Genomic DNA, 24,446 nt, shown 5'->3' with positions numbered 1-24,446 from the left:
ATTATTTTTATAATAATTTAATAGAAATCTTACCATAAATTTTTGGTAAGAAAAAATTAGTAAAAAAATTGAAATAAATCTAAAAAGGACAAGTTATGGAAGATAAAAAAAATAAAAAATTTACTAAAAAATTAGCGGCTATAATTGCCTTAGCTTTTGGTGGAGCGGTTATAGGTTCTGGTATATTGGCTCCTTTTTTCATTTTTAAAAATTGAAAAGAAATCCAATATGATGTTATTGATATAGAACAAAACTTTTCAAAAACAACAGATACTAGTGTTGCTTTTGATTTTGCTTTTAGTGATGAACAAACTTATAGACTGAATGGAACACCTATTAAAGTTTCCATTTTAGATGCAAACAAAAATGTTGTGCAATCTGGGGATGCAAGATATGTTGAGAGTTTAAGAAAATGAAGTTTTGATTCAACTGGATTTGAAAACAAACTGTTAGCTGGTAGACAATATGAAATTTCTTTTGAAACTGATTCAAAAAGCATTACAAAAGAGAAAAAGAAATTTAATGTTTTAAACGAAAACAAAAAAACAGTTGTAACTAAAGCTAACGTTTCTCAATTTGAAACAAGTAGTTTAAACTCCAGAGAACAACAAGTTACTGTTAAATTTGCTGATGAAATTAAATCTCTAGATGGTAAGAAAGCAATTTTAAAATACCACTACACAACAGTGTCACAAGGAAATGCTTCTGACAATCCAAGCGATATTAAAAATGACGAAACAAGAATTTCTTTTGACCAAGCTGTTGAAATTAAAGACGGAAAAGCACAATTTGTTATCAAGGGATTACAACCAGCAAGAAAATATGTAATTGAATACGTAGCAATCGTTGATGAAAACGAATACAACGGGATTGTTTCACAAAGAGAAATTGCCGTTCCTTATGACGTTGAAGCAAAATCAACATTTGAAACTAAACCAGTTAAACTAGAAGTAAATAACGTGCAAACAATTAAAATGGGAACAAATACTGGACAAATTTCAGTAGGTTTTCTAAAATCAAATGACGAACCAGAAATTTCATTAGTTGGTAAAAGCACAAAATTAAAATACAAAATCAAAGGTACAAGTGAAATAAAAGAAATCACTTCTACCGTTATTGGTAACTCATCTATTTTTGACTTTAATGCCAAAAATGCATCATCAACTTTACAAGAAGGAACAGAATACGAAATTGTTTCTATTGAAGCAGCAGACTCTTCAGTTGAATTTAAAGATACTTTAAGATCACCAGACTCTAAAGCATTATTCTTTAGTACTCAAGAAGCAGTAAGTGCTATTACTTTTGGACCAAGAGAACCAAAACAAAAAACATTCACAATTGACATTATTTCCCAAGAAAATAAAGGAAATTTAGATGGTGCATCTATTGAAGTTTCATTAGAACCATTTAATGATAAAGCAATTCAAAAACAAGTTTTAACTAAAAAAGAAGGTACAGCAGATGTTTATACCGCTACTTTTACTGCTACCGATTTACTACAAGGAATAACATATAAAATTGCTAAAGTAAAAATTACACCAAAAAACAACCCAGAAGATTCATTCAATTTACCTTTTAATAATGCTATTGATCAAGATGAAAACTTAAGATCATTTACAACAGTTGTTGGACAAGCAGATTTACACATTCAAGGATTTGCAAAAGCAGGACACAACTCTGCTACTGTTAATTTAGTTTATGATCCAGAAAACAACTTTTTAAGTGGAAAAACCCTTGTTTTAACTTACAAAAAAATTAATCCTGCAAGTGAGCAAGAATACACCGTTGAAGCTGTTGCTAATGCTTTAAAAGCAACTTTTGAACTTGGAGGAAACTCAACTGCTATTAATAAAAATACAGATGATGCTTTGGCAACACCTACACCAGCAGCAGAACCATTAGATGCAGGTACAACTTATAAATTACTATCTGTAAGATTAAAAGATACAACAGATATTGAAACTGTTTTAAAAGCAGATAATGAAAGCCAAAAAGAATTTACTACAAACTCAAGAATTAGAAAAATTGAATCATCAAACATTACTGATACTAGTGCAACTATTAAAGTAACTTTTGCTGATGCTATTAAAACTATTACTACAACCGAAGCAGAAGATGGTTCTAAATCACCTTCACATAGAAAAGCAAAATTAATTTACCAAGTAAATAATTCTAAAGAAGGACAAGAAACTTTACAATCTTCACCTAAATCAACTGAATTAGTTGAAATCAATGAAGATGGTGTAACCTTTAATATAACTGGTTTATTAAAAGGTGTAGAATACCAAATTACAGGAATTCAATTTGATATTGAATTACCAACTTTCTATGGAAGTGAAGTAAGTTCTAGAGCAGACAATAGTTTTACTACAACTGCAAAACAATTTGATGTGCAAAACATCCGTTTTGAAAACGAAAGTGAAACCAGTGCAGATATCCTACTTTCCTTTGATTTAAACTCTGACATTATTTTAATTAATAAAAAAGTAGATGTTTACTTTAAAGAAGCAGATGATGCAAACGCTACAGAGCAAAAAGTAACAACAACTATTGATGAATTAGGAGTTGCTAATGCTCATGCAACTAATTTAGCTGAAGGTAAAAAATACATAGTAACTAAATTATTACCACACATTGAACCAGCAGCAGGAAATGAAGCATTACAAGAAGCAGACTACCGTTTTGTTATCCCTACTACTTTAGATTCTAATAAAACTTTCTATACTAAACCAGCAGTTTCTTTAATTACCAGAACTAATTTAACTGAAAATTCTGCAACTTTTGACTTAAGCTTTGTTAATGCAGATCCTGCATACTTAAAAGCTCAAGGTAAAATTAAAGTAGCATACACTAATGCAGATGGAGTTTCTGCCTTTGTAGAACAAGATTTAACACTAGATCAATTCAACTCTAAAAAGGTAACTGTAACTTTAAATAACTTAGAAAAAGTTACAAGTTACACATTAGATAAAATTTCAATTAACGGAATTGAAGTACCAAGAATAACTTCATTTGATCAAGAAACTAATAAATTTACAACACCTTCCACAACATCAAAAGTAATTTCCTTAAATCAAATTACTAATGGTGATAATGATGTAACTTTTGAATTAGCATTCGATAATGTTATCGACAAATTCATGGATACTAAACAAGTAGATGTTACATTAACCAAAGATAATTCTACTGAAACAGTAGTTGCAAGAGGAACAGTACAAAGTGGAATTTTAAGAATCCACGCAGAAACATTAGAAGCAGGAACTAAATACAACATTACTAACTTTGCATTAGCAGATGGTTCTAGCGAAGCAATTAGCATTGCTTTTGCATCTTCTGTGCAAGTAGATAAAAGATTTGTTTATACAAGACCACTTGTTAATTCATTTAACTTCAATGACGTAGCAGAAAGAACTGCTACAGTAGTAGTACACTTTGCTGATTCACAAAATAACTACAATGGTAAAAATGTAATTCTTTCCATTTTAAATAAAACAACTAACGCTGTTAGTCAAATTAATTCAACCACTTTAACTACAGGTCAAACAATTGAAAATAACCAAATTTCTATTGCTTTAAGCGATTTAGATAAATTTACAGAATATGAAGTTGTAGGAGTTAAAGCTAATGTTTTAAACTCTAACTTTGAAGACATTACAATCAAAACAGGAATTGCTAAAACCTTTAATACAACTGCAACTAATGTTGCTGTTTCCAGAATTACTGTTGAAGATGTAACTAAAAATTCTGCAACTGTTTCTTATGTATTTGATAACATTGATGCTTACTTAAATGAAAGACAAGTAACTTTACATTACACCGTGCAAGACGGAAGTGAACAAACTGCTACTGCAACTGTTAAAAACACTCTTGGAACCATTCACGCTGATTTTGAATTAACTAATTTAGAAGAAGGTTCACAATACAACGCAAGCAGAATTACAATTGATAATATTGCTAATATTACTAACGATTCTACTACTTTCTACACATTAGGAGTAGTGCAAAATGTTGTAGCAACAACAGTGCATCAACAAGATGCAACTATTACTGTTACATTTAAAAATGCTGACACTAATAAAACCTTTAATAATAAACAAGCATTAATTAAATTTGCTTCAGCAGCAAACGGAACATTAAAAACCGCTACTGCAACTGTTACAAATAACAGTGCAACATTTACATTAGAGTCTTTAGATAAAAACACTAAATACATCTTACAAGATGTTTCATTAGAAGAATCTGCAAATGATTACAGAATTATTGAATTAGATAAATCATTTACAACTGAAAATCAAACTGATAGAATTAGAGACTTTACTACAAGTGCAACAAGTGCAACTGTAATTAGTATTATTGAAGATGCAAATAGTAAAACTAAATCTTCAACAAGTGTTACATTCCAATTTGATAGAGTTGTGGATACTTTCCTTGCAGACAAAAGTGCAACTTTAACTTACATTAATAAAAAAGATGGAAGCACTAACCAAACATCAAGTGCAACTATAGTTAACTCTGCAACTAACTCCTTAACCTTTAACTTAGACAACTTAGAAGAAGGAGCAGGATTTAGTGCGGTTTCTATTAACATCGATGGTGTAAGCGTTGACTTTAAAACTAATGTTAATAAAGACTTTTCAACCTTACCAGTTGTAAGTGCTATTACTTCTACTGTTCCTACAACAAATGACAGTGATACACAAATAGGATTAACTTTAACTTTTGGTGATGGATTACATTCACTAAATGGTAAAATAGCAAATGTTTCTATTAGTAGTGCAACTAATGGTTCACAAACCCTTTACACTTCTGATGCAACCATTACTAATAACTCTGTTTCCTTTAACTTAACTAACTTAGATAAAAATAATCAATTTGTTATTGATGAAGTAATAGTAGATGGAACTACTATTGAATTTAATAGTACAATAAATGATTCAAACAATGCTTCTAGAAGATTTAAAACTACTGCTAAACAAGCAAGAGCAACTAGTTTACAAACTATTGAAGCATCTAAAGATTCAGTATTATTATCACTTAACTTTGATATTAACAAAGATTGATATTTAGTTAATAAACAAGCAAAACTTAAATTCACAAAAGGAAGTGAAGAGTTTGAAACTACTGCAGCAACAATTAATGATGAAGGTTCATTAATCATTAATGTTAATGCTCAAACATTAATAAATAGTAAAACCTTATCTTCAGGAACAGGTTATACTCTAACTGAAGTAATCATTAGTGAAAATAATGATACTAATACAACTATTAGTTTAGAAGATCTAAGTGATAAAATCTTTAGTACTTTATCAACAATTAATGCAATTAGTGCTATTACAACTACTGAAAATTCAGCATCATTCACAATGACTTTACAAACTCAAGACACTTCTCTTGTAAACAAAAAAGCATTTGTGCACATTGTAAACAACTCCACAAATGCCATCACTACAGTAGAGTCAACTGCTAACTTTAACGATCAACACCAAGTTACATTCAATGTAACTGGATTACCTAAAAATGATACATACACCATTTTAGGATTAAGTATTGGTTCTTCAACTGCTCAAATTCTTGAATACGAAACCACAGTTCAAGAAAGTGCTAAAACCTTTAGAACACAACCAACAACTGCAACTGTTACAGGTATTAGTTATAAATGATTAGATGCTAACAAATCAAAAGCACAAGTAACACTAAGTTTTGACTCTGACGTTGACTCCTTTATGAATGGTAAAGCACTAAAACTAAAATACTACAAAGTACAACCAGACAACGGAGTACACGTTCACGGTGATGCTATTACAGTAGCAAAACAAGATGGTCAAGACATTATTGTTCGTGGTTCTACAATCAAATTCATCCTTCAAGGAAGAATTGATGCTAACGGAAATCAAATTAATAATACTTCAAGTTATAGTTCTAATATTCAAACTGCTACAAGCGATGGAACTGAACCAAGATCAGTAGCATTTAAAGGACTTATACAAGGGGCAAAATATAGAATTGAAAGTTTACAGACAGTAGATACAAATGAAAATATAACAATTAGTTTTGCTAATAATTTAACACCAGAAATGAAAGATCTATTAACACCAGATGGGGTTATTGGATATAATGTCGGTTTAAGTGCAGCAGAAGGTAATGTTGTGGAAGAAAATGGTGCTAGAGTAACTGTTAAAGCATCTGTAAGTAGTTTAAAAGATTTAGTTGCTATTAATGCTGCAAATCCCGGAAATAGATTACAAAATATTCCCGGTGCTATTAAATTAAGAATTTATAACATAGCAACTGGTAAATATGAAGAAATGGTAGTTAATCAAGTAGCACCCAGAGATTACAACACTTTCTGAATAGAATTTCAAGGATTACTTTCCAAAGAATCTAGATATCAAATCGTAAGTATTCTTATTGATGGAGTTCCTACTGTTAACTCACCAACTGGATACAATTTAGATGATGGTTCAAGATTTAATAGTAATAGTAATTATGCTACTGTTACAAATATTGAATATGGTGAAAAAACTACAACAAGTGCAAAAATGTCTATAAGTTTTGCTAAAGCAGATGAAAACTTATTAAGAAATAGAAAAAGAATTACTGTATCTTACAGAAAAAGAGGGACAAACGATACACCTGCAACAATTCAAGGACAAATCGATGCTAATACAAAAAAATTAGAATTAAATATTACAGGATTAGAACCAGGTGCTGAATATGAAATTAGTGCTGTACGTATTGAAGAAGTAAGTATAAGCATAAGTAATCAACCATTTCCAGCATTTACTTTAACTGAAAATCAATACAAACAAAATGTTATTAAAACATTTAGTACAACTCCTGTAATTGATTTAATAACAAAAGGAACTATAGATCAAACAACAGCTGTTGTTACAATAAGGTTAAAAGGTGATGTTTCTGATATAGCAGATAATTCTACAGGAACAATTGTTCTTTCAAAAGGAGCACCTGATTCTACTGATTTTAGTGCTTATAATACAGTTCAAAATGTTTTCTTTGATAAAACAAATAAAACTATTAGATTTGATTTAAGTAATTTATATAAAGACACTCAATACAATGTTAGAAGTTTAACTATAGGTGATAATACATATAGTTGAGATAATAATATTACTGTAGAAAACAAACAATTTAGTACTTCAGGAACTACTGCTACAATTACTAATATTGCATATTCTAATATAATAAATACAGAAGCAAGAATTACTGCAACTATTGCAACTATTGATAGTTATGTAAATACAAGAAACTTGAAAGTAGTTTATCAAGAATTAGATGACTCTAATAACCTTGTGGGTCAACCACTTTTATCTGCTGATGTAATTATTGAAAACAACAATGCTGTATTTAATTTAAGTGGTTTAAAAAATGGTAAAAAATACAGAGTAATTCGTTTTGAAAATACAGTGCCTGGAAGCGGTTCAGCTCACCAAAGTGTAGGATTTAATATAGATAATGGAGTAAATACAGAATTTGCTTCTTATGTAGGTATTAAAACAGTTGCAAACACAACGCAAGAAGAAAGTGCTACATTAACTGTAACCTTAAAAGATTATGAACCAACAAGAGTAATAGGAAAACTTGCTATTTTAAGACTTCAAGGTATTGATCAAGATATTTATGCAACAGTTGATAGTAATCAAGTAGCAACTTTTGTAATTAGAAATTTAGCTAAAGAAACAACATATACAATTGACACTATAAAAATAGATAATAATACTTTAAATTATTATGAAAGTGTAACAGAACAAAATAAACAATTTACTACATTAGGTAATACTGCAACTATTACTTCTATTAGTAATGCTAATAACACAACAAATAGAGTTGATGTCACTTTAACTTTTGCAGCTAAAGATAAATACTTAAATAATAAACAAGTAAAACTATATTATAAAGAAGCAGAAGATACAACTTCAGCAACCGCTAAAACTAATGCAACAGCTGCAACCGTTACTTTAAATGGACAAATTGCTACTGTAACATTTGCTTTAGATTCTAATGACGTGCAATCAGGTAAAAAATATGAAATATTAGGACTAAAATCACAACCAGATGAAAACGCTATAACCTTTAGTATTTCTAATTCAATTAATATTTCAGCACACGAAACCAAATTCTTTGAAACCAAAATAGCACGTCCTGTTATTACTGGAGCACAAATAACTTCAACTGATAACCCAGAAGGTAAAAATAACACCTTCTTATCACATGTTAGTGTAACTTTTAGTGATCCTAACGATGCTTTAAATACAAACTTAATTAACTCATGAAACTTCCAACTTAAAAATAGTAAATCTGGATCAGAACAAATTGTAAGTGATTTACAATTCATTAATCGTTCTTATACAAGAGATAACTCAACTAATACCACAACTTTAACTTTTGATATTAAAGGAGATATCCTTAAATGAGTAGGAAGAGTTAATAAGTTAGAGATAGACTTTAGCTACTTTGATAACTTAGAGAAAACTCATTCAATTTCAGGAACCTTTATTAATGAAAAAACCATTAATAATACAACAAGTACTATCGACTTAGAAACTCAAGAAAGATATGTAACTACATCTCTTTCTGGTGTTGTTACAACTGGTTATGATATTGAATTCAATCTTAAAGTTTACGATCCAAAACAAACCTTAACTAACTTTGGTTCAGCAACTGGAGCATATAATTATGCTCCTAGTGATAATAGAAGAGAATTTTTATCACCAAATGGACTCACAAATGAACAACCTACAACAACAGGTAATGCTTTAAGTTTTATCTTAAGAGCTAAACAATCCTTTATTAACTTTACAGGACAAGCATGAGCAGGATTAAGTAGAAATAATTTCTATTATAATTCTGGATTAGAACAAGATAGATCAACAACCGAAGAACAAAATCAATGATGAGCAATTGCAAGTTATGGAACTACAAGACCTGCAGGACTTAATACTCCTTATCCTGATGGTGATTTACCAAATAGAAACTATTTAAATAACAATAATTTACCACCATTAGACAAATGAAAATTTAGAGCAGAAGGTAGAGATTGAACTAACGTTACAAAAGCATTTAAGAAAGAAATTTTATGAATTAATCGTGAAACTACTGGTGAAAATGCTGATATGGTTGATATAAAAATTAGAATAACAGCAGGTGGAACAAGAAATGAAGCATCTCGTGATTATTTAATTGCTAAAATATTCAACTTTGATTTAAATGACTTTAAAATTCAAAATGAAAAAACACTGTTTGCTTCTAAATCATCTACTGTTTGAGAAAATTATCAAAGTCCTTTATTAACTGGTTCTGGAACAAGTTTCATAGGAACCGCTGATGGAAGTTCTAATTTCTGAGATTTAAATTTTGGACCTACAATATTTAACTCTAACACCGGAGTTTATGACAAAGGAAAAATTTCTTTAAATAGAGTTGAATACAATGAAAATACAGGGAAATTAAAAGCAATTATTGATTTACCAAATACAACCCCACCTACTGGTGGATTAAATACAGATACAAATAATGGTAAAGGATTTATTGCTTATGCTTTATTTGTTAATTCAAAAGGTGATGAATATGTATTTGGAGATAAAAATGGTCAAGGATTAGACTTTTTAAGAAATATTACTTATAGACCTAGTGCAGATGGAACAAATCAATATGACACTGCAGAAATTGAATTTGATCTTAAAAATACAACAATTCCACTTTCTCAATTACCAGAAGAAAATGAAACACTTAGATTTGTAAATGTTATTTTCTCAAGAAATGGTTATGGAACTTTCTTATACCCAATGAACTGAACAGAAGTAGATAATTCATACAAAGAAATTCAATTCAAAAGATAATTTTAATAAATACATTCTAGCTTTAGGATGTATTTTTCTGTTTTATCAAGACATTAAAATAAGAAAATTTTTCTATTTTTTAGTGCATTTTTGCCCATAAAAATTATAAAAATTTGTTTTTTTGCTAAAAATGATATAATTATTATATTTATAAATATAATAGAGTCAAAAGAAGGGAATTCTAATGAGTAAAAAAGTGAAAATAATTTTATCTGCAATTGCAACTACTGCAGTAGCAGCAGGAACTACAGCGGTTGCTGGATATTATTTTTTCAAAAAAAACGATACACCTACTTCCATTCAACCAACTGAAGCAACTTCAAATAACCAAACAAATTTAGATAAAGAACCAAAAGTTAATGAAAATGGTTCTATTCAAAAAAAGAAAAAAGAAGAAATTGAAACTAAAACAGAAACAAATGTAAAACCTAAAGAAGTAGAAACAGAAAAATCAGTATCACCTTCAAAAGAAAATCCACCCACCACTGTTGAAAATAAAAAAGAAGAACCAATAGTTGAATCAGGAGATCAAGAATTTGAAAATGCTCCGCAATTAGAAGTTAATATTGATAACTCCACTTTAAGATTTAGTGAAATTCATAAAGAAAACTTTTCAATTAACAACTCAAATAATAATTTAAGTTATTCAGTAGAAAGTTTTAGACTAAATGACGATCAAAGATCAATCTCTGTTGTTGTTAAAATAATAAAAGCAGATAAAAGTAAAACTTACACCATTGATAATTTTACTGACTTCAAAACTGAAGAGCAATATTACATTGAATTATTGAATTCTAAAACAGAAGCATTACAAGTGCATCTTATTGCAGGTAATGAAAATAAAAAAGCAAATGAATATACCATCAATAATTTTGAACTAAATAACCAAGATAATAATTTTACTTATGAATTAACTTCACTTTCAACAGTGCAATCAAATCAAGAAACAGGAATAAGAACTACTGTTGTTAGTGGAACTATTTCTAAAGATAATCATTCTCAAAGTTTTAACAAAACAGTTACTTGAAACTTTGAAACAGATAGAGAAGTATTAGCAAGGGTAATAAAAAACAAACAAGTTTATCAAGCAGAAATTGATAAGATTCTAAATAAAAAACTAATCCCTGCTGAAATATCTTTAAGTTCAGAAAAGATTCAATATTATGATTCAAAAGAAGATGTGTATTTTATCTTTAATAGAGCAGAAGAATTAAATGATTTTGAAGGAACTGCAAGATTACAATTTGAAGTAAGAAAAAATGATTCTGCTGCTTCATTATCATTAACATTTAATGGATTTAATAAAATTGTTGCTGAAGATAAAGATTACAATAATACTCATAGATCTGCTACTTGAAATATTAATGCACCAGAATCAGATAGTACAAGTTATAAAAAAGAATATGTATTTACAAGAGTTGGTCTTGGTGGTAAAATAGGGCGAAACTATTGATATGTTAATTCAGATAAATCAAAAGATATTGTTTTTGAAATTACTAAGAAAAACAATAAACCAATTTATGTTTATAATTTAGAATTAATCTTTATGCATTATGGTGGATATTATAATGACAATGATTTCTATCATATTGAATATAAAACTACACCAGATGGACAATGACAAAAAGCAGATATGTCAACAAATGTTAAGTGAGATCAAGTACATAATGCTATTCCACATATTCATAACAAAATTGATATCAAAAAAGATGTTGTAGCAATTAGAGTTGTATTTGAAAAAGGAAAACAACCAACATATTACACACATATTTCAAGTTTAATGCCTTATATTAAACAATATCAATATGAACAAGAAAATATAACTAATACAGATGATAATATCTCAACAACAAATCAAGAAAATCCACCTGTTACAACTAATAGTGATTCAGAACCTGCTGTAAATCAACCAGTAACTCCAGTGCAAGAAGAACCAACAGTAGAACAACCAACTACTTTAAATGATAATGAACAACCTTCTGTTTCAAGCGAACCTTCTTCAAATGATTCTTCTAAAGTTGTAAATACTGATGATTCAATTCAAGAACCTACAACAACTTCAAGCACTGATTCAAATGATAAAACAGACACAACTACCGTTTCACAACCAACAGAAAATGAACCTGCTACAGTTACAGAAAACCCTTCAAATAATTCCGATAATACAACAACAGATAATGAACCAGTTTCAAATAATTCATCAGAACCTGTTGAACCAGCAGTATCAACATCAAACGAAGAACAACCTGTTGTATCAGAACCAAATGGAAACACTGCAAGTGAACCAACTACAGAAGAACCAGTAGTTAGTGAGCCAGTTGATGAAGAATTTGAAAATGCTCCACACTTAGATGTAAGTATAAATAACTCTACTTTAAGATTTAGTAAAATTCAAAAAGAAAACTTTTCAATTAATAATACAAATAATAATTTAAGTTATTCAGTAGAAAGTTTTAGTATAAATGAAGATCAAAGATCAATTTCTATTGTGGTTAAAATAACAAAAGAAGAAAAAAGTAAAACTTACATTATTGATAATTTCACTAACTTCAAAACTGAAGAGCAATATTATGATGAATTATTAACAGAAAAAGTTCAAAATTTAGCTTTAGTAATTAAACCTGAATCTAAAAACAAAAAACTTAATGAATATGTAATTGAAGATTTTGCTGTTAATATTCCTGATAGTCAATATCAATATAATCTAAGTTCATTTAGTGCAGTAAGTGAGAATCAAGAAACAGGAATTAGAACTACAACTATTAGTGGAACTATTTCAAAAGATAATCACTCTAAACCTTTTGCAACAGAATTAAGTTGAAGTTTTGAAACCGATAAACAAATTGTTGCAAGAGTTATTGCTAATAAGCAAAAATATCAAGCAGAAATTGATAAGTTATTTAACAAAAACTTAATTCCAAGTGAAATTCAATTAAATCCACAAGTATTGCAATATCACGATCAAAAAGATGACGTGCAATTTACTGTTGTAAATAAGGCACAATCATTAAAAGATTTTGAAGGAAGTGCAACACTACAATTTAGAGTAACTAAAAATAATGCATCTGATACTGTTTCATTAACATTTAACGGATTTAATAAAATTGTTGCTGAAGATAAAGATTATAATAATAGACATAGATCAGCTACTTGAAATATTAGTGCACCACAACCTAGTTCAAGTTGAAAAAAAGAATATGTATTTATTCCAGTTGGATCTTGAGGGTATCTTGGTAAAAACTATTGATACACAAATGCAAATCCAAAACAAGATATTCATTTTGAAATCACTAAGAAAAACAATCAACCAATTTATGTTTATAACTTAGAATTAATCTTTATTAGAGATGGTTCTTACTATAAAGATCAAACATTCTATCATATAGAATATAAAACAGCAAATAATAACAATTGACAAAGAGCAAATATGAATACAATTGTTAAGAAAAACCAATGACACCACGGTGTTCAACACGTTCATAATACAATAGACATTAAAAAAGAAGTAACAGCAATTAGAGTTGTATTTGAAAAAGGAAAACAACCTAAATATGTGCATATTTCAAGTTTAATGCCTTATGTTAAAGAAAGATAATATAAAAGGAAGTAATTATGAGTAAAAAAGTAAAAAATAAAAAAGGAATTGCCTTAGGGGCTTTACTTGGAGCATCCATAGGTACTACAGCTGCTTTTGTTCCACATTTATTTAATGACAAAACAAAAAAAGCTGAAACAGTTAATATTAAAGAATTTGAAGCAACTAATATTGGTTTAAATAGTGCTACAGTTAAATTCAAGTTAGATCTTGAATCATTACCTGAAAGATATAAAAAAACTTTATCAAGTAATCCACAATTAAACGTTAACATTATTGAATCTAAAACTAATAGAATTGCTGATACAGAAGTAGCAACATATAATGCAGAAACACAAGAATTTTCATTAGATGTTACTTCATTAAAACCTGGAAAAATCTATAATCTACAAGTTGTTGATTTAGCAAATGATAACTTAACTTTTGAAATGAGCACAAGTGCAGGTTTCATTGTTACAAAACCTGAATTAGAAAAACTAAACTATAATCTTAATAAAAGAGAAGTTTCTCTGGAATTATTCTTCTCTGATGAAGAAAAAATTCTTGTTGGTAAAGAAGTTACAATTCAAGTAAAAGAACAAAATAACACAAGTGCACAACCACAAACATTAACAGGAAAAGTAGAATTAGTAGAAGGTAAAGATTTAGCAGGTAACGACAAACACAGTGTTGTATTTAAAACTAAAGTAGAAGGTTTAAAAAGAAACACTACTTATGAAGTTACAAGTGTTAAAATCGATAATAGAGAAGTAGAAGCAAAAGCCGACTTAGACCGTACTTTTAAAACTTCAATACCAACTACAATTGTAAAATCACTAACTCAAACTGAAAGCACCAAAAACACTGCTAAAGGTGAATTATTATTTTCAGGAGATGATGAAGATGTTGAAAATAAACAAATTAATGTTACTTATGCACAAATTAGCAAAGATGAAAACGGACAAAAAACAGGTTATACAAACATTCAAACCCTTTCTAATTTAGCTCTAACAAAAGTTGAAAAAACAATTGATAATAAACAAGAAACATTCTATAAAGTAGATTTAGATTTAACTAACTTACAACCAGGTTCTTCATATGAAATTCTTAGACTTTCATCAGTTAATAGCGATGATTTAGAACATGCAGTAAATGCTATTCTTCCACGTGAAGAAGCAGATAAATGAATTTTATCTACAAATCCAGTTGTTGCTAAAATCTCGACTGATACACAAGTAGAAAAAACAGCATTTATTACAGTAACTCTAAAAGATGATTCATATACTAAAAACGGACAAAGTGCATATTTAAAATATGCTCTAAAAACAGAAAAAGATGATGCTACTAAAGTTAAAACCGTTAAAGGAAATGTTATTGGTAACTTTATTAGATTCAATTTACAAGATTTACAAGGATTACTAGAATACACTATTACAGAAATTGGAATAAGTGAACCAGGTAGAACTGCAGATCAAGAAAAACACACTGCATTTGATTTTACTGAAAACTTTGATCAGGCAACCAAAAGCTTTATACCAACTGTTTCAAATATTTTAATTAACGATGTTAATGTAACTGACATAAAAGAAAGTACAGCAAAAGTTGTACTAGAATTTGAACCAAACAATGATTTTATTGAAAACAGAAAAGCAAAATTACAATTTTCTGCTTTAGGTTCTAATGATGTTGTTACTTTCCCTTCACCTGCTACTGATAATCAAACAGTGGAAGGAAAAGTAATTTCTAAACAAGATAACAAATTAAAAGTAGAATTTGACTTAACTGGATTAATTGGAGGAACAAGTTATTCTATTACTGGATTAACTCTTGATGAAGATTCAACCAAGAGTGCTGTAGAAAATAACTTAAAAATTGATTTTTCAATTAATTTAGATGGTTCTAAAAGAAGATTTATTACAAAACCAGTAATTAAAGATATTAACTATACAAACTCAGATACTTCCGCAAGTTTAACATTTACTTTAAATAACTCATATACAGATAAAACTCAATCCTTTGAAGGAAAAACAGCTACTGTTAAATATAAATTAAGAACAGATGCTAATGCTCAACCACAAGCAGGTGAAGATACAGCAGAAAAAACAGTTACAGCACAAGTAAAAAGTAACTACATTGTTGTTGATTTAGAGAATTTAACACCAAACAAAACTTTTGAAATTACTTCAGTAGAAGTTGAAGGTTATACAACTTCAGATACAACTAAACCAAATGATATTTTAGCTGTTTCTAGTGATATAACAGAAGATAAAAAACTATTCTATACAACAGCTGTTTCAGCTAATATTAATAATATTACTAACACACCACAAACAGAATCAACTTCACAATTAGTATTTACTTTTGATGATAGATCTAAATTCTTAGCAGGTAGAACTATTATAATGAAATACAGAAAAGTGAATGCTAGTGTTTCAACCCAAGATTCTACAATTGAAACAACTGTAAGTGCAGATGGAAGCAGTTTAACTTATGATTTAACTGGTTTAGACATAGGAATTAAATATATTGTTAGTTCACTAACACTAAAAAAAGATGCTGCAGATGCAGATGACAAACCTTTAACTAGAATTGTTTTTGATGCTAAAACAGTTGCAGAAGAAAACAAAATCTTTAGAACAACTAACGGGGTAAGTGGATTTGAATTTAGAACTCCAGTTGAAACAAAAGCTAGAGTTATTGTTTCAATTGCTGACGCAAGTCAAGAATATGAAAATAAACAAGTAAAATTAGTTTATGCTAAAACAGATGCAAACTCTACTGAAACAACTACAGATGCAGTTGACATTATTAATGGTAAAGCAGTATTTGATTTAACTAATTTAGAAAAAATCAAAGAATACAAAATTACTCATGTTAAATTAGTAAATAATGGTACTGAAACTGATATTCCTTTAAAAACATCATTAACAGATGATAATAAAAAATTCACTACTTCTGCTCAAAGTGCAAAAGTTGCTACAATTGAAGAAGATGCAAGTTCTAGAACTAAAAACTCTGCAGTTGTAAATGTTTCATTTGATACTACACACGATAGTTTCTTTGCAGATAACTCTTACACTCTAAAAATGAAATATAAATTAAGAGGATCTAATGAAGCAATTCAAGAAGCAACCGGTGTTTTAGATGCTTCTGATGCTTCTAATAAAAAATACAAATTTACTTTCTCAAGTCTAAAAGAAGGTTCTGTTTACTACATTATTGGATTTAATGGTGAAAAAGATAATAAAAACATTGATGTTATTTTAGATAATGTTAGTGAAGATAAAAAACAATTTTCAACTAAAGCAACAGTAAACTCTATTTCTGTAAATACTTCTGAAGAAGCAAAAGCAAGAATTGTAGTAAGATTTAACGATGCAAAAAGAGAAATTATTAATAAAGAGTTAAAAATCGTTGTTAAAAAACAATCAGAAAAAGATAATGATTCAGCAACTAAATATGAAGATACATCAACTTCAGATTCAGGATTATATGTATTTGATTTAGCAGATTTACCAAAAACAGAAACATTAGAAGTAGTAGGTATTTATGAAAAATCAGGAGGTTCTTCAGATTATACTCAACAAATTGATTTTGGAGCAGAACAAGCAAGTACATTAGATACAACAAAAGTATTTACTGTTACTGCAACAAGTGCTACAGTTAATAAAGTTGAAGTTACTTCAATTGAAAGAAATTCTGCTTCAGTAAAATTAACTTTTGATACAACTAAAGATTCATTTGTTAATGGTAAAAAACTAAAATTAAGATATAAAGGACAAGATTCATCAGATATTATTGAAACAACAGGTGATGGTGAAACAATAAATAATGGTACTCTTACTATTGCTTTAAGCAACTTAAAAGAAGGTATCAGATATGAAGTTGTAGGATTTACAGTTGAAAACTATAAATCTAACTTTGATTCTTCAACAAATTCTCTTGCTTCATTAAGTCATAGACAATTTGTAACAAAATCAGCAGTTTCAAAATATGAATTTTTCCAAATTAGTGAAACTTCTACAAGAGTTGTAGTTTCTATTGAAGATAATGCTAGAGTAAAAGAAAACTTTAAAGCTAAATTAAAATACTATGCAACTTCTACTCCATCAACTGAACTAGAAACAAGTGCAGTAAGCATTTCAAACCGTAGAGCAGTATTTGAATTAACAGGATTAACCAAATCTGGTTCATATACAATTAAAGAGTTACAAATTAGTAATGCAGCAAATTCAGAAGATGGTTTAACTAAATTAGATGAATTATCTACTGTTACAGAAAATATCAAACAATTTACTTTAACTTCACAAACTTCTGAAGTAACAACAGTAAATTCAACTACTACTTTAAATAGTGCAACAGTAACTATTAAATTAGGAACTGCTGATGCATTTACTATTGGTAAAACTGCAACATTAAAATTAAGAAAACAAGGTTCAGAAGCTGAAATAACTCAACAAGTTGCTTTAACTGATGATAGTGGAGTTCCAAAAGGAGAGTTTACATTTAATAGTTTAGATGCTGGTTCAACATACGTATTAACAGGAATCTCTATTGAAAGTGTTCCTAAAACAAGTTTTTCACAATCAATTACTGATTCAAATAAACAAGTAGTTACAACACCATTAATTTCTAGAGTAATTATTGCTCCATCAGCAGAAACTACTTATCAATTAAATGCTATTGTTCGTGATCCATTATCTGGATCAAATGACAATAGATCATTTGATAATAAGAAAGTAAAAATTACTTATTATGCAACCGATGCAGAAAGTACTAAATTAACAGTTGATTCAACAATTACTTTATCAAGAATTGATGCAACTTTAACTAATTTAGTTAAATCTAAAACTTATAAAATTGAAAAAATTGAATACAGTGCAACTGGAAATGAATTAACAGGTGATTTAACTGCATTTACATTTACAAGTGAAGTTCAAGATTCTAATAAACAATTTACAGTTGAACCAAAAACAGCACAAATTACAGAATTAAGTTATGAAACTATAACTAATAATAGTGCAACTGTTAAAGTTAAATTCTCAAATGATGTCGATGGTTACTTAAGTACTTCAAGTAAACAACTAAAAATTAAATACCGTTCTTCAGAAGATTCTGAAAGTAAAGAAAGTACTTTATCAAGTGCTACTGTAGAAAATGGAACTGTTGTTTATTCATTTGATTTACAAAACCTTGGACACGGAGCAAATGTTAGAATTATTTCAGGTATTATTGATGGTATAAGTGTTAACTTTGCTTCTACTATAACTGCAGAGCAAAAAGCATTTAACACTATTCCAACAGTTAGAGTTGTTAGAAACTTTAAAGCAGATGAAGAAGAAAGTTGAAACATCGAAGTTAGACTAAAAGACTTAAAAGAAACTTCAACTAATAAACAAATTAAAATTAAATATGTAAAAGAAAGTGCAGAAAATGATGTATTAACTTCAGATGCTGGAACTGTTAATTCAAATAGAGTAACTATTAAACTTTCAAATCTTGAAAAATACACAGGATACAAAATTAAAGAAGTTATTTTAGTTGATTCTTCTTCTTCTTCTTCTTCACAAGAACAATCATTAATTTTTGAATCTTCAGTAACTGATGAAAATAAAAAATTCAAAGTAATACCAAAATTAGCAACAATTGAAGCAGTTGAAAACAAAACTTCAACAACTACAACTTCATCATTTGATCTTAAATTTGCTGATGCAGATAGAAATTATTTAAGTGCATATCACAACATTACTATTAAATATAGACAAAAAGGTCAAACAGACATTATAGAGAAAAATGGAACTATTAACACAACTACATTAAAAGCTTCATTTAGTTTTACTGTAGGAACTGACAACTTTGTTCAAGCTTCTTATGAACTATTATCAGTAATTTTCCAAGGAGATCAATTAAATTCTGGTGTTAAAAACACAGAACATAACCCTGAAGGTGTGTTAATCTTATTTAAGGATTCATTAACTAGAAATGATAAAACATTTGCTACAACAACAGATGTTGCATCAATTTCAACAGTAGGAGATGAAACTACTGCTGAAGCTACTGTAAGAATTAATGATAATTCTCAAACATATGTTGGTTCAAGACTAAAAGTAGTTTATACATTAAAAGATGATACTAATGAAATTACTTCAAGTGATGCAGAAATTGTACCAAGTACTGAAAGTGGTAAATCAGAAGCAGTTGTTACTTTAACAGCATTGAAAAAAGAACATACTTATACAATTAAGAAAGTTTTAATTAATAATACAGAAACTCCTTTTGTTGATAGTTTTGATAACAATAGCAAAACATTTAAAACAACAGGAAAAACCGCTACTGTTGATACTATTACTCAAGATGAAAGTTCAATTGCTAAAGATACTGCAACTATAACATTAATATTTGATGCAGCGGATGTATTCTTAGCAGGAAGTACTACTGTTGAACCAAATACAACTGCTAAAAATCTTTACTTAGTATTTTCTTCAAAAACAACAGGAGCAACAAAAACTTCTGAAACTGCAGCTATTGTAACTAAAGAAGGAGATAAAGCAAAAGTAGTCTTCAATTTAACTGGTTTAGATTCAGGGGATACTTATGAAATCATTTCAGTTCAAGAAAGAACTGGTGAACCACAAGCAAATGATGTGCAATTTAGTTTTCCAGATAATGTTAATAAAGACTTTAAAACATTACCTGCTTTAGGTTCTGTAACTAAAAACCTAAATACAGAGAAAAAAGCAGTATTAACTATTGATCTTGTTAATAATAATGATATCTTAGGGGAACCGAGTGCTTCAACTCAAGGAACTCTAACATATAGAAAAGTTTCAGATAATAGTAGTACTGAATTAACTGCTTCCTTCATTTACAATAGTAAAACTTCAATTTCTGTTGAATTGAATAATTTACAAAAAGATGAACAATATGAAATTGTTAAAGCTACTGTAAATAATAAAGATCTTGTTTTCACAACTGCAACTAACACAGATAATAACAAGAGATTTAGAACTTCTGTAAGAACAGCAGAAGTAACAATTACTGCTAATGATGATAAACAAGTAGGAGCAGGAACCTTTACACTTGCATTTGGAAACAGTGATGACTTTTTAAACAAAGGATGAACTGCTAATATTTCTTACCAAGTAACTAATGAACTTGAAAGAAAAGTTACACATAATACTCCTGTAAATATTACTAATAAACAAGCAGCATTTAGTTTAACCGGTTTAACTGGTGGTCAAACCTATCATATTACCGATATTACTTTAACTAAAGATTCAGCTAACACTGAAGCAAGTGTTGATTCAGTTATTGCAAGAGTTCAAGGAACTCCTGCACAAATCAACACTAAAGCAACAGTTAAAACTATTTCTTATGTTTCATCAACAGAAGGACAAGCAACTGTTAAAGTAGGATTTGATAATACTAACTTAGATATTGCAAACAACGGAACTGTTGCAATTACTTATGAATTAGTAACTCCACTTGGTGATGGAAATCACAATGGAAATGCAACAGGAACAGTAGTGGTGTCTAATAATAATAATAATAATAATAATAGTGTTGCGACATTCAATTTAACTAATCTTGTAAAAGGACAAGAATACAAAATTACTGCAATTAAAAGAAATTCAACTTCAGGAGAAGATTTAACTTTCAATAGCAATATAAGTGAAGATACAAATTCTGAAAGAAGATTTACTTCTATTACACAAACAGCAGTAGTTTCTGCAATTACTTTCTCAAGTCAAACAGTAAATAGTGCTAGTGCTACTTTAACACTTGAAGATGAATTTGCTAAATCAGGTCAACATGCATCCATTTTATATAGAAAAGTAGGAACAACAGAAAGTTTCAACACTGCACTAGTTGAAGTTAATTCAGATAAAACATTTACAGTTAATTTAAGTAATTTATCAGCTGGTTCTCAATATGAAATAATAGGGGGAACATTAATTCCTTCATCAGCTGCAATAACAATTAAAAATGAATTACAAACTCAAAATAGTCATAAATTCTATACTAAACCAGAAATTTCCGCAATTGAAATTACTCCTAATTCAGAAACTGAAGCAAGAGTAGTATTAACTTTTGCAGATGCAGAAGGTTCACTAAATGGTCACTCACTACATTTAGATGCAATTTTAGCAACAAATGATGGTAATGCAGCAGCAAATCAAGTTCAAGCAAATGCAACTGTTGCAAATAATTCAGTTACATTTAACTTTAGTAATTTAAGTAAATATACCAGTTACAGAATAACAACTGTTGTTGACACAACTAATTCAAATACAGCAGTTCCATACAATAAGTTATTTAATACTAATGGAGAATTAGAAAGTTCTAAAGAGTTTAGAACTTTAGGAACTGCATCAACATTAGAATTTAATGCACAACAATTTGATGGAACTGATGCAACAACATCAAGTGCAAAAGTTAAATTTACAGTTCCAACTACAGATAGAACATATGCAAGAAATAAAAACTTAGCTTTAAGATATGTGCAACTTGCAGATGATGGAACTGAAGTTACAAATACTGAAAAAACTTCACCAGTTAATATTAGATTAGCAGAAGATGGTAACATTGAATTTAATTTAAGTAGTGATGTTGACGGTTTATTATCAGGAACTAAATATAAAGTAAAAGAAATTATCGATTTATCTCCTGCTTCAGAAAGAATTACTTTTAATGTTCCAGCAGATTCTACATTCTCTACTTTAATTGAGCAACCACAAATTGTTGGAGTAACTCCGGAAGCATCAATTAAAAATAGTACTGTAACCGATAATCACTATGCTTATAAAACTAAATTTAATATACAGTTTAGTGATCCAAAATCAACAATTAAATGAGATACAATAAATTCTTGAAGTGTTGCTGTTGTTAGAAAAGGAAGACACGAAGGTGAAGCGGATAAAAATATCACTAATTCAGAAATTTCATATAGCAGATTAAATGATACTTCTACTTTACAAGTAGAATTAACAACCGCTGATGTTAAAGAAATTCTAGGAGCAAGATTAGAATTTACAATTAGTGGTGTAACCTATTCTGAAAAAGTAGATAAAAGCGATAATAAAGTTATTACTACTTTAAATAGAACAGAAAAAGGTGGAGATATTTATGCAACAGTTAAATCTACTTATTTAGTTGAAGAAATAGCATTTCCACAACAAAATACAAACTTCTTCTTTGGATTAGCATTCAAAGTTTATGATCCAACTAGATCATTAAAAGAGTCACATCCATATAATAGTGGTAGTGGATTAGCATATACTTGATATGTATCAGATGCACCTTATACTCCAGTAATGACATTTGAATATACAGATGGTTTTGGAGCAGCATCTCATCAAGGTTTTGCAACTAACAGTGATAATACAACTATAACAAGCAGTAAATTTATTACTCCTACTTCAACTAAAGCAACTAGTCATTTTAAATTAAAACAATCTGCATCAGCATTTGTAAATAGTAGTTCTACTTGAACAGAATTTATGCCAAAACAAGCTATTGAATGGATGACAGCTAAAAGAGATCCGAATAATCCAGATTATATTTATGTAACAATTGGTGGTTCTACAAACAGAAATGATGGTTTAGGTTGAGGAAAACTTCATCAAAAATATATTAGAATTAAAGCAGGTTCTATATTTGCATTAACTAAATATGTTCCCGCTGATAAAACAGAAGCAACTAACTCTGCTACATATCTAACAAATGGTACAAGTGATGTTACTGAAGGTATAACATTACTAAGAGATGATATTACTACAAGAGCAACTTACACACTACCTATGCCTGCTGGTGATTTTAATAATGATGAATCTAAATTAGTATGAACATCTGACTCTGGACAAAATAATCTAAGATTAACTGGAAAACCAGGTACACATGGTAATCCAAGTCAAATTGATAATTATGTAACATTTGGTTCTACAACATGAGATAATACTAATAAAACCTTATCAATATCATATAGTCCAAATACAGCAAATGCCAATAGAATAATTACTACAACTATTAAAGGTTATGCTGTCTTCCAAGATCAACAAGGTAATTTATACTTTGCAGGTGATAATCAAGGTAATCCACAAGCATTATCTACTAGTTCTACTGATTTTTCTAATAAAACAATTCAATTCCATGTAAATTACAATGGAATTTCAGAAGATGAAAAAGCTCCTGAAAATACACCATTAAGATTAATTGGAATTTGATCACAAGAAGATAGTACTTCTAAAGTAGCACCTGTATTCATTCATACAGATAAATTTGCAAATACTTTAATTGAGTTTGAAATCAAACCAACTAACTAATAATAATTTAATAAAAGTCTAATCTAGTAATAGGTTAGATTTTTTATTTACTTATTATTTATATTGAATACTAGTTCAGTATTATCCCACCTCTATCTTAATTTGATTAAGTTTAGGTAGTATACTATAATCAAGTTAAAGTATATATATTTAATTATTTATTAAACCAAACAAAAAATAAATTAATAAAACAAAATTATTAAGACAAAATCAAATGTAAACTAATGTAAATAATGTTATAATAATATTAGTAATGATTAAATTACTAGTAAATTTACAAATTTACGGATAATCATATGAAGAGTTTATCGTCAGATTAAGCGTAATATTAAGTACTCAAACCTTCAATGTGCCTTTCTTAACAGAAAGGTTTTTTATTAAAGAGAAAAATGTTTCTTTAAATCAAACAAGATATTAATAATAAAAATAAGAACAAAATTAAATTTCAATATTTATGGTAATTTATTTAACCATAAAAGATTAAATCTTAAATGATTAAGAAACTATAATTTAATTGTGTTAATTAAATATATTACTTCATAAATTTTTTATAAGGTTTAATATAAAAAATATTTTTACTATTAACTAATAAACTCAAAAAAAACAAAATCAAAAGAATTTCAATATTTTTCCCGTCTTTCCCAGTTGACGGGATTTTTTTCTTTTTTTTCATATATTTAATACTATGTATTA

Annotated in this window: 3 protein-coding genes; all 3 read left to right on the top strand. The window is 28.6% G+C overall.

What is annotated here, in order from left to right; genetic code table 4:
* The first annotated feature begins 95 nt into the window (after positions 1-95).
* The gene (locus ACXX86_RS01830; protein ID WP_458561027.1) at positions 96-9,857 is read left to right on the top strand and encodes a hypothetical protein; all 9,762 of its coding nucleotides are present in this window, start codon (positions 96-98) and stop codon (positions 9,855-9,857) included.
* Between the two features lie 184 nt (positions 9,858-10,041).
* Positions 10,042-13,452, top strand: a complete 3,411-nt coding sequence (locus ACXX86_RS01825; protein ID WP_458561026.1) for a lipoprotein 17-related variable surface protein — start codon at positions 10,042-10,044, stop codon at positions 13,450-13,452.
* A 17-nt stretch (positions 13,453-13,469) separates the two neighbouring features.
* Positions 13,470-23,753 carry a hypothetical protein gene (locus tag ACXX86_RS01820; protein ID WP_458561025.1) on the top strand — a complete coding sequence of 3,428 codons (10,284 nt, stop codon included), beginning with the start codon at positions 13,470-13,472 and terminating at the stop codon, positions 23,751-23,753.
* Positions 23,754-24,446 lie beyond the last annotated feature (693 nt).

The organism is Mycoplasma sp. CB776 (genome assembly GCF_054343395.1).
The sequence above is the reverse complement of the archived record's forward strand: the minus strand, read 5'-3'. Positions and strand labels throughout refer to the sequence as shown.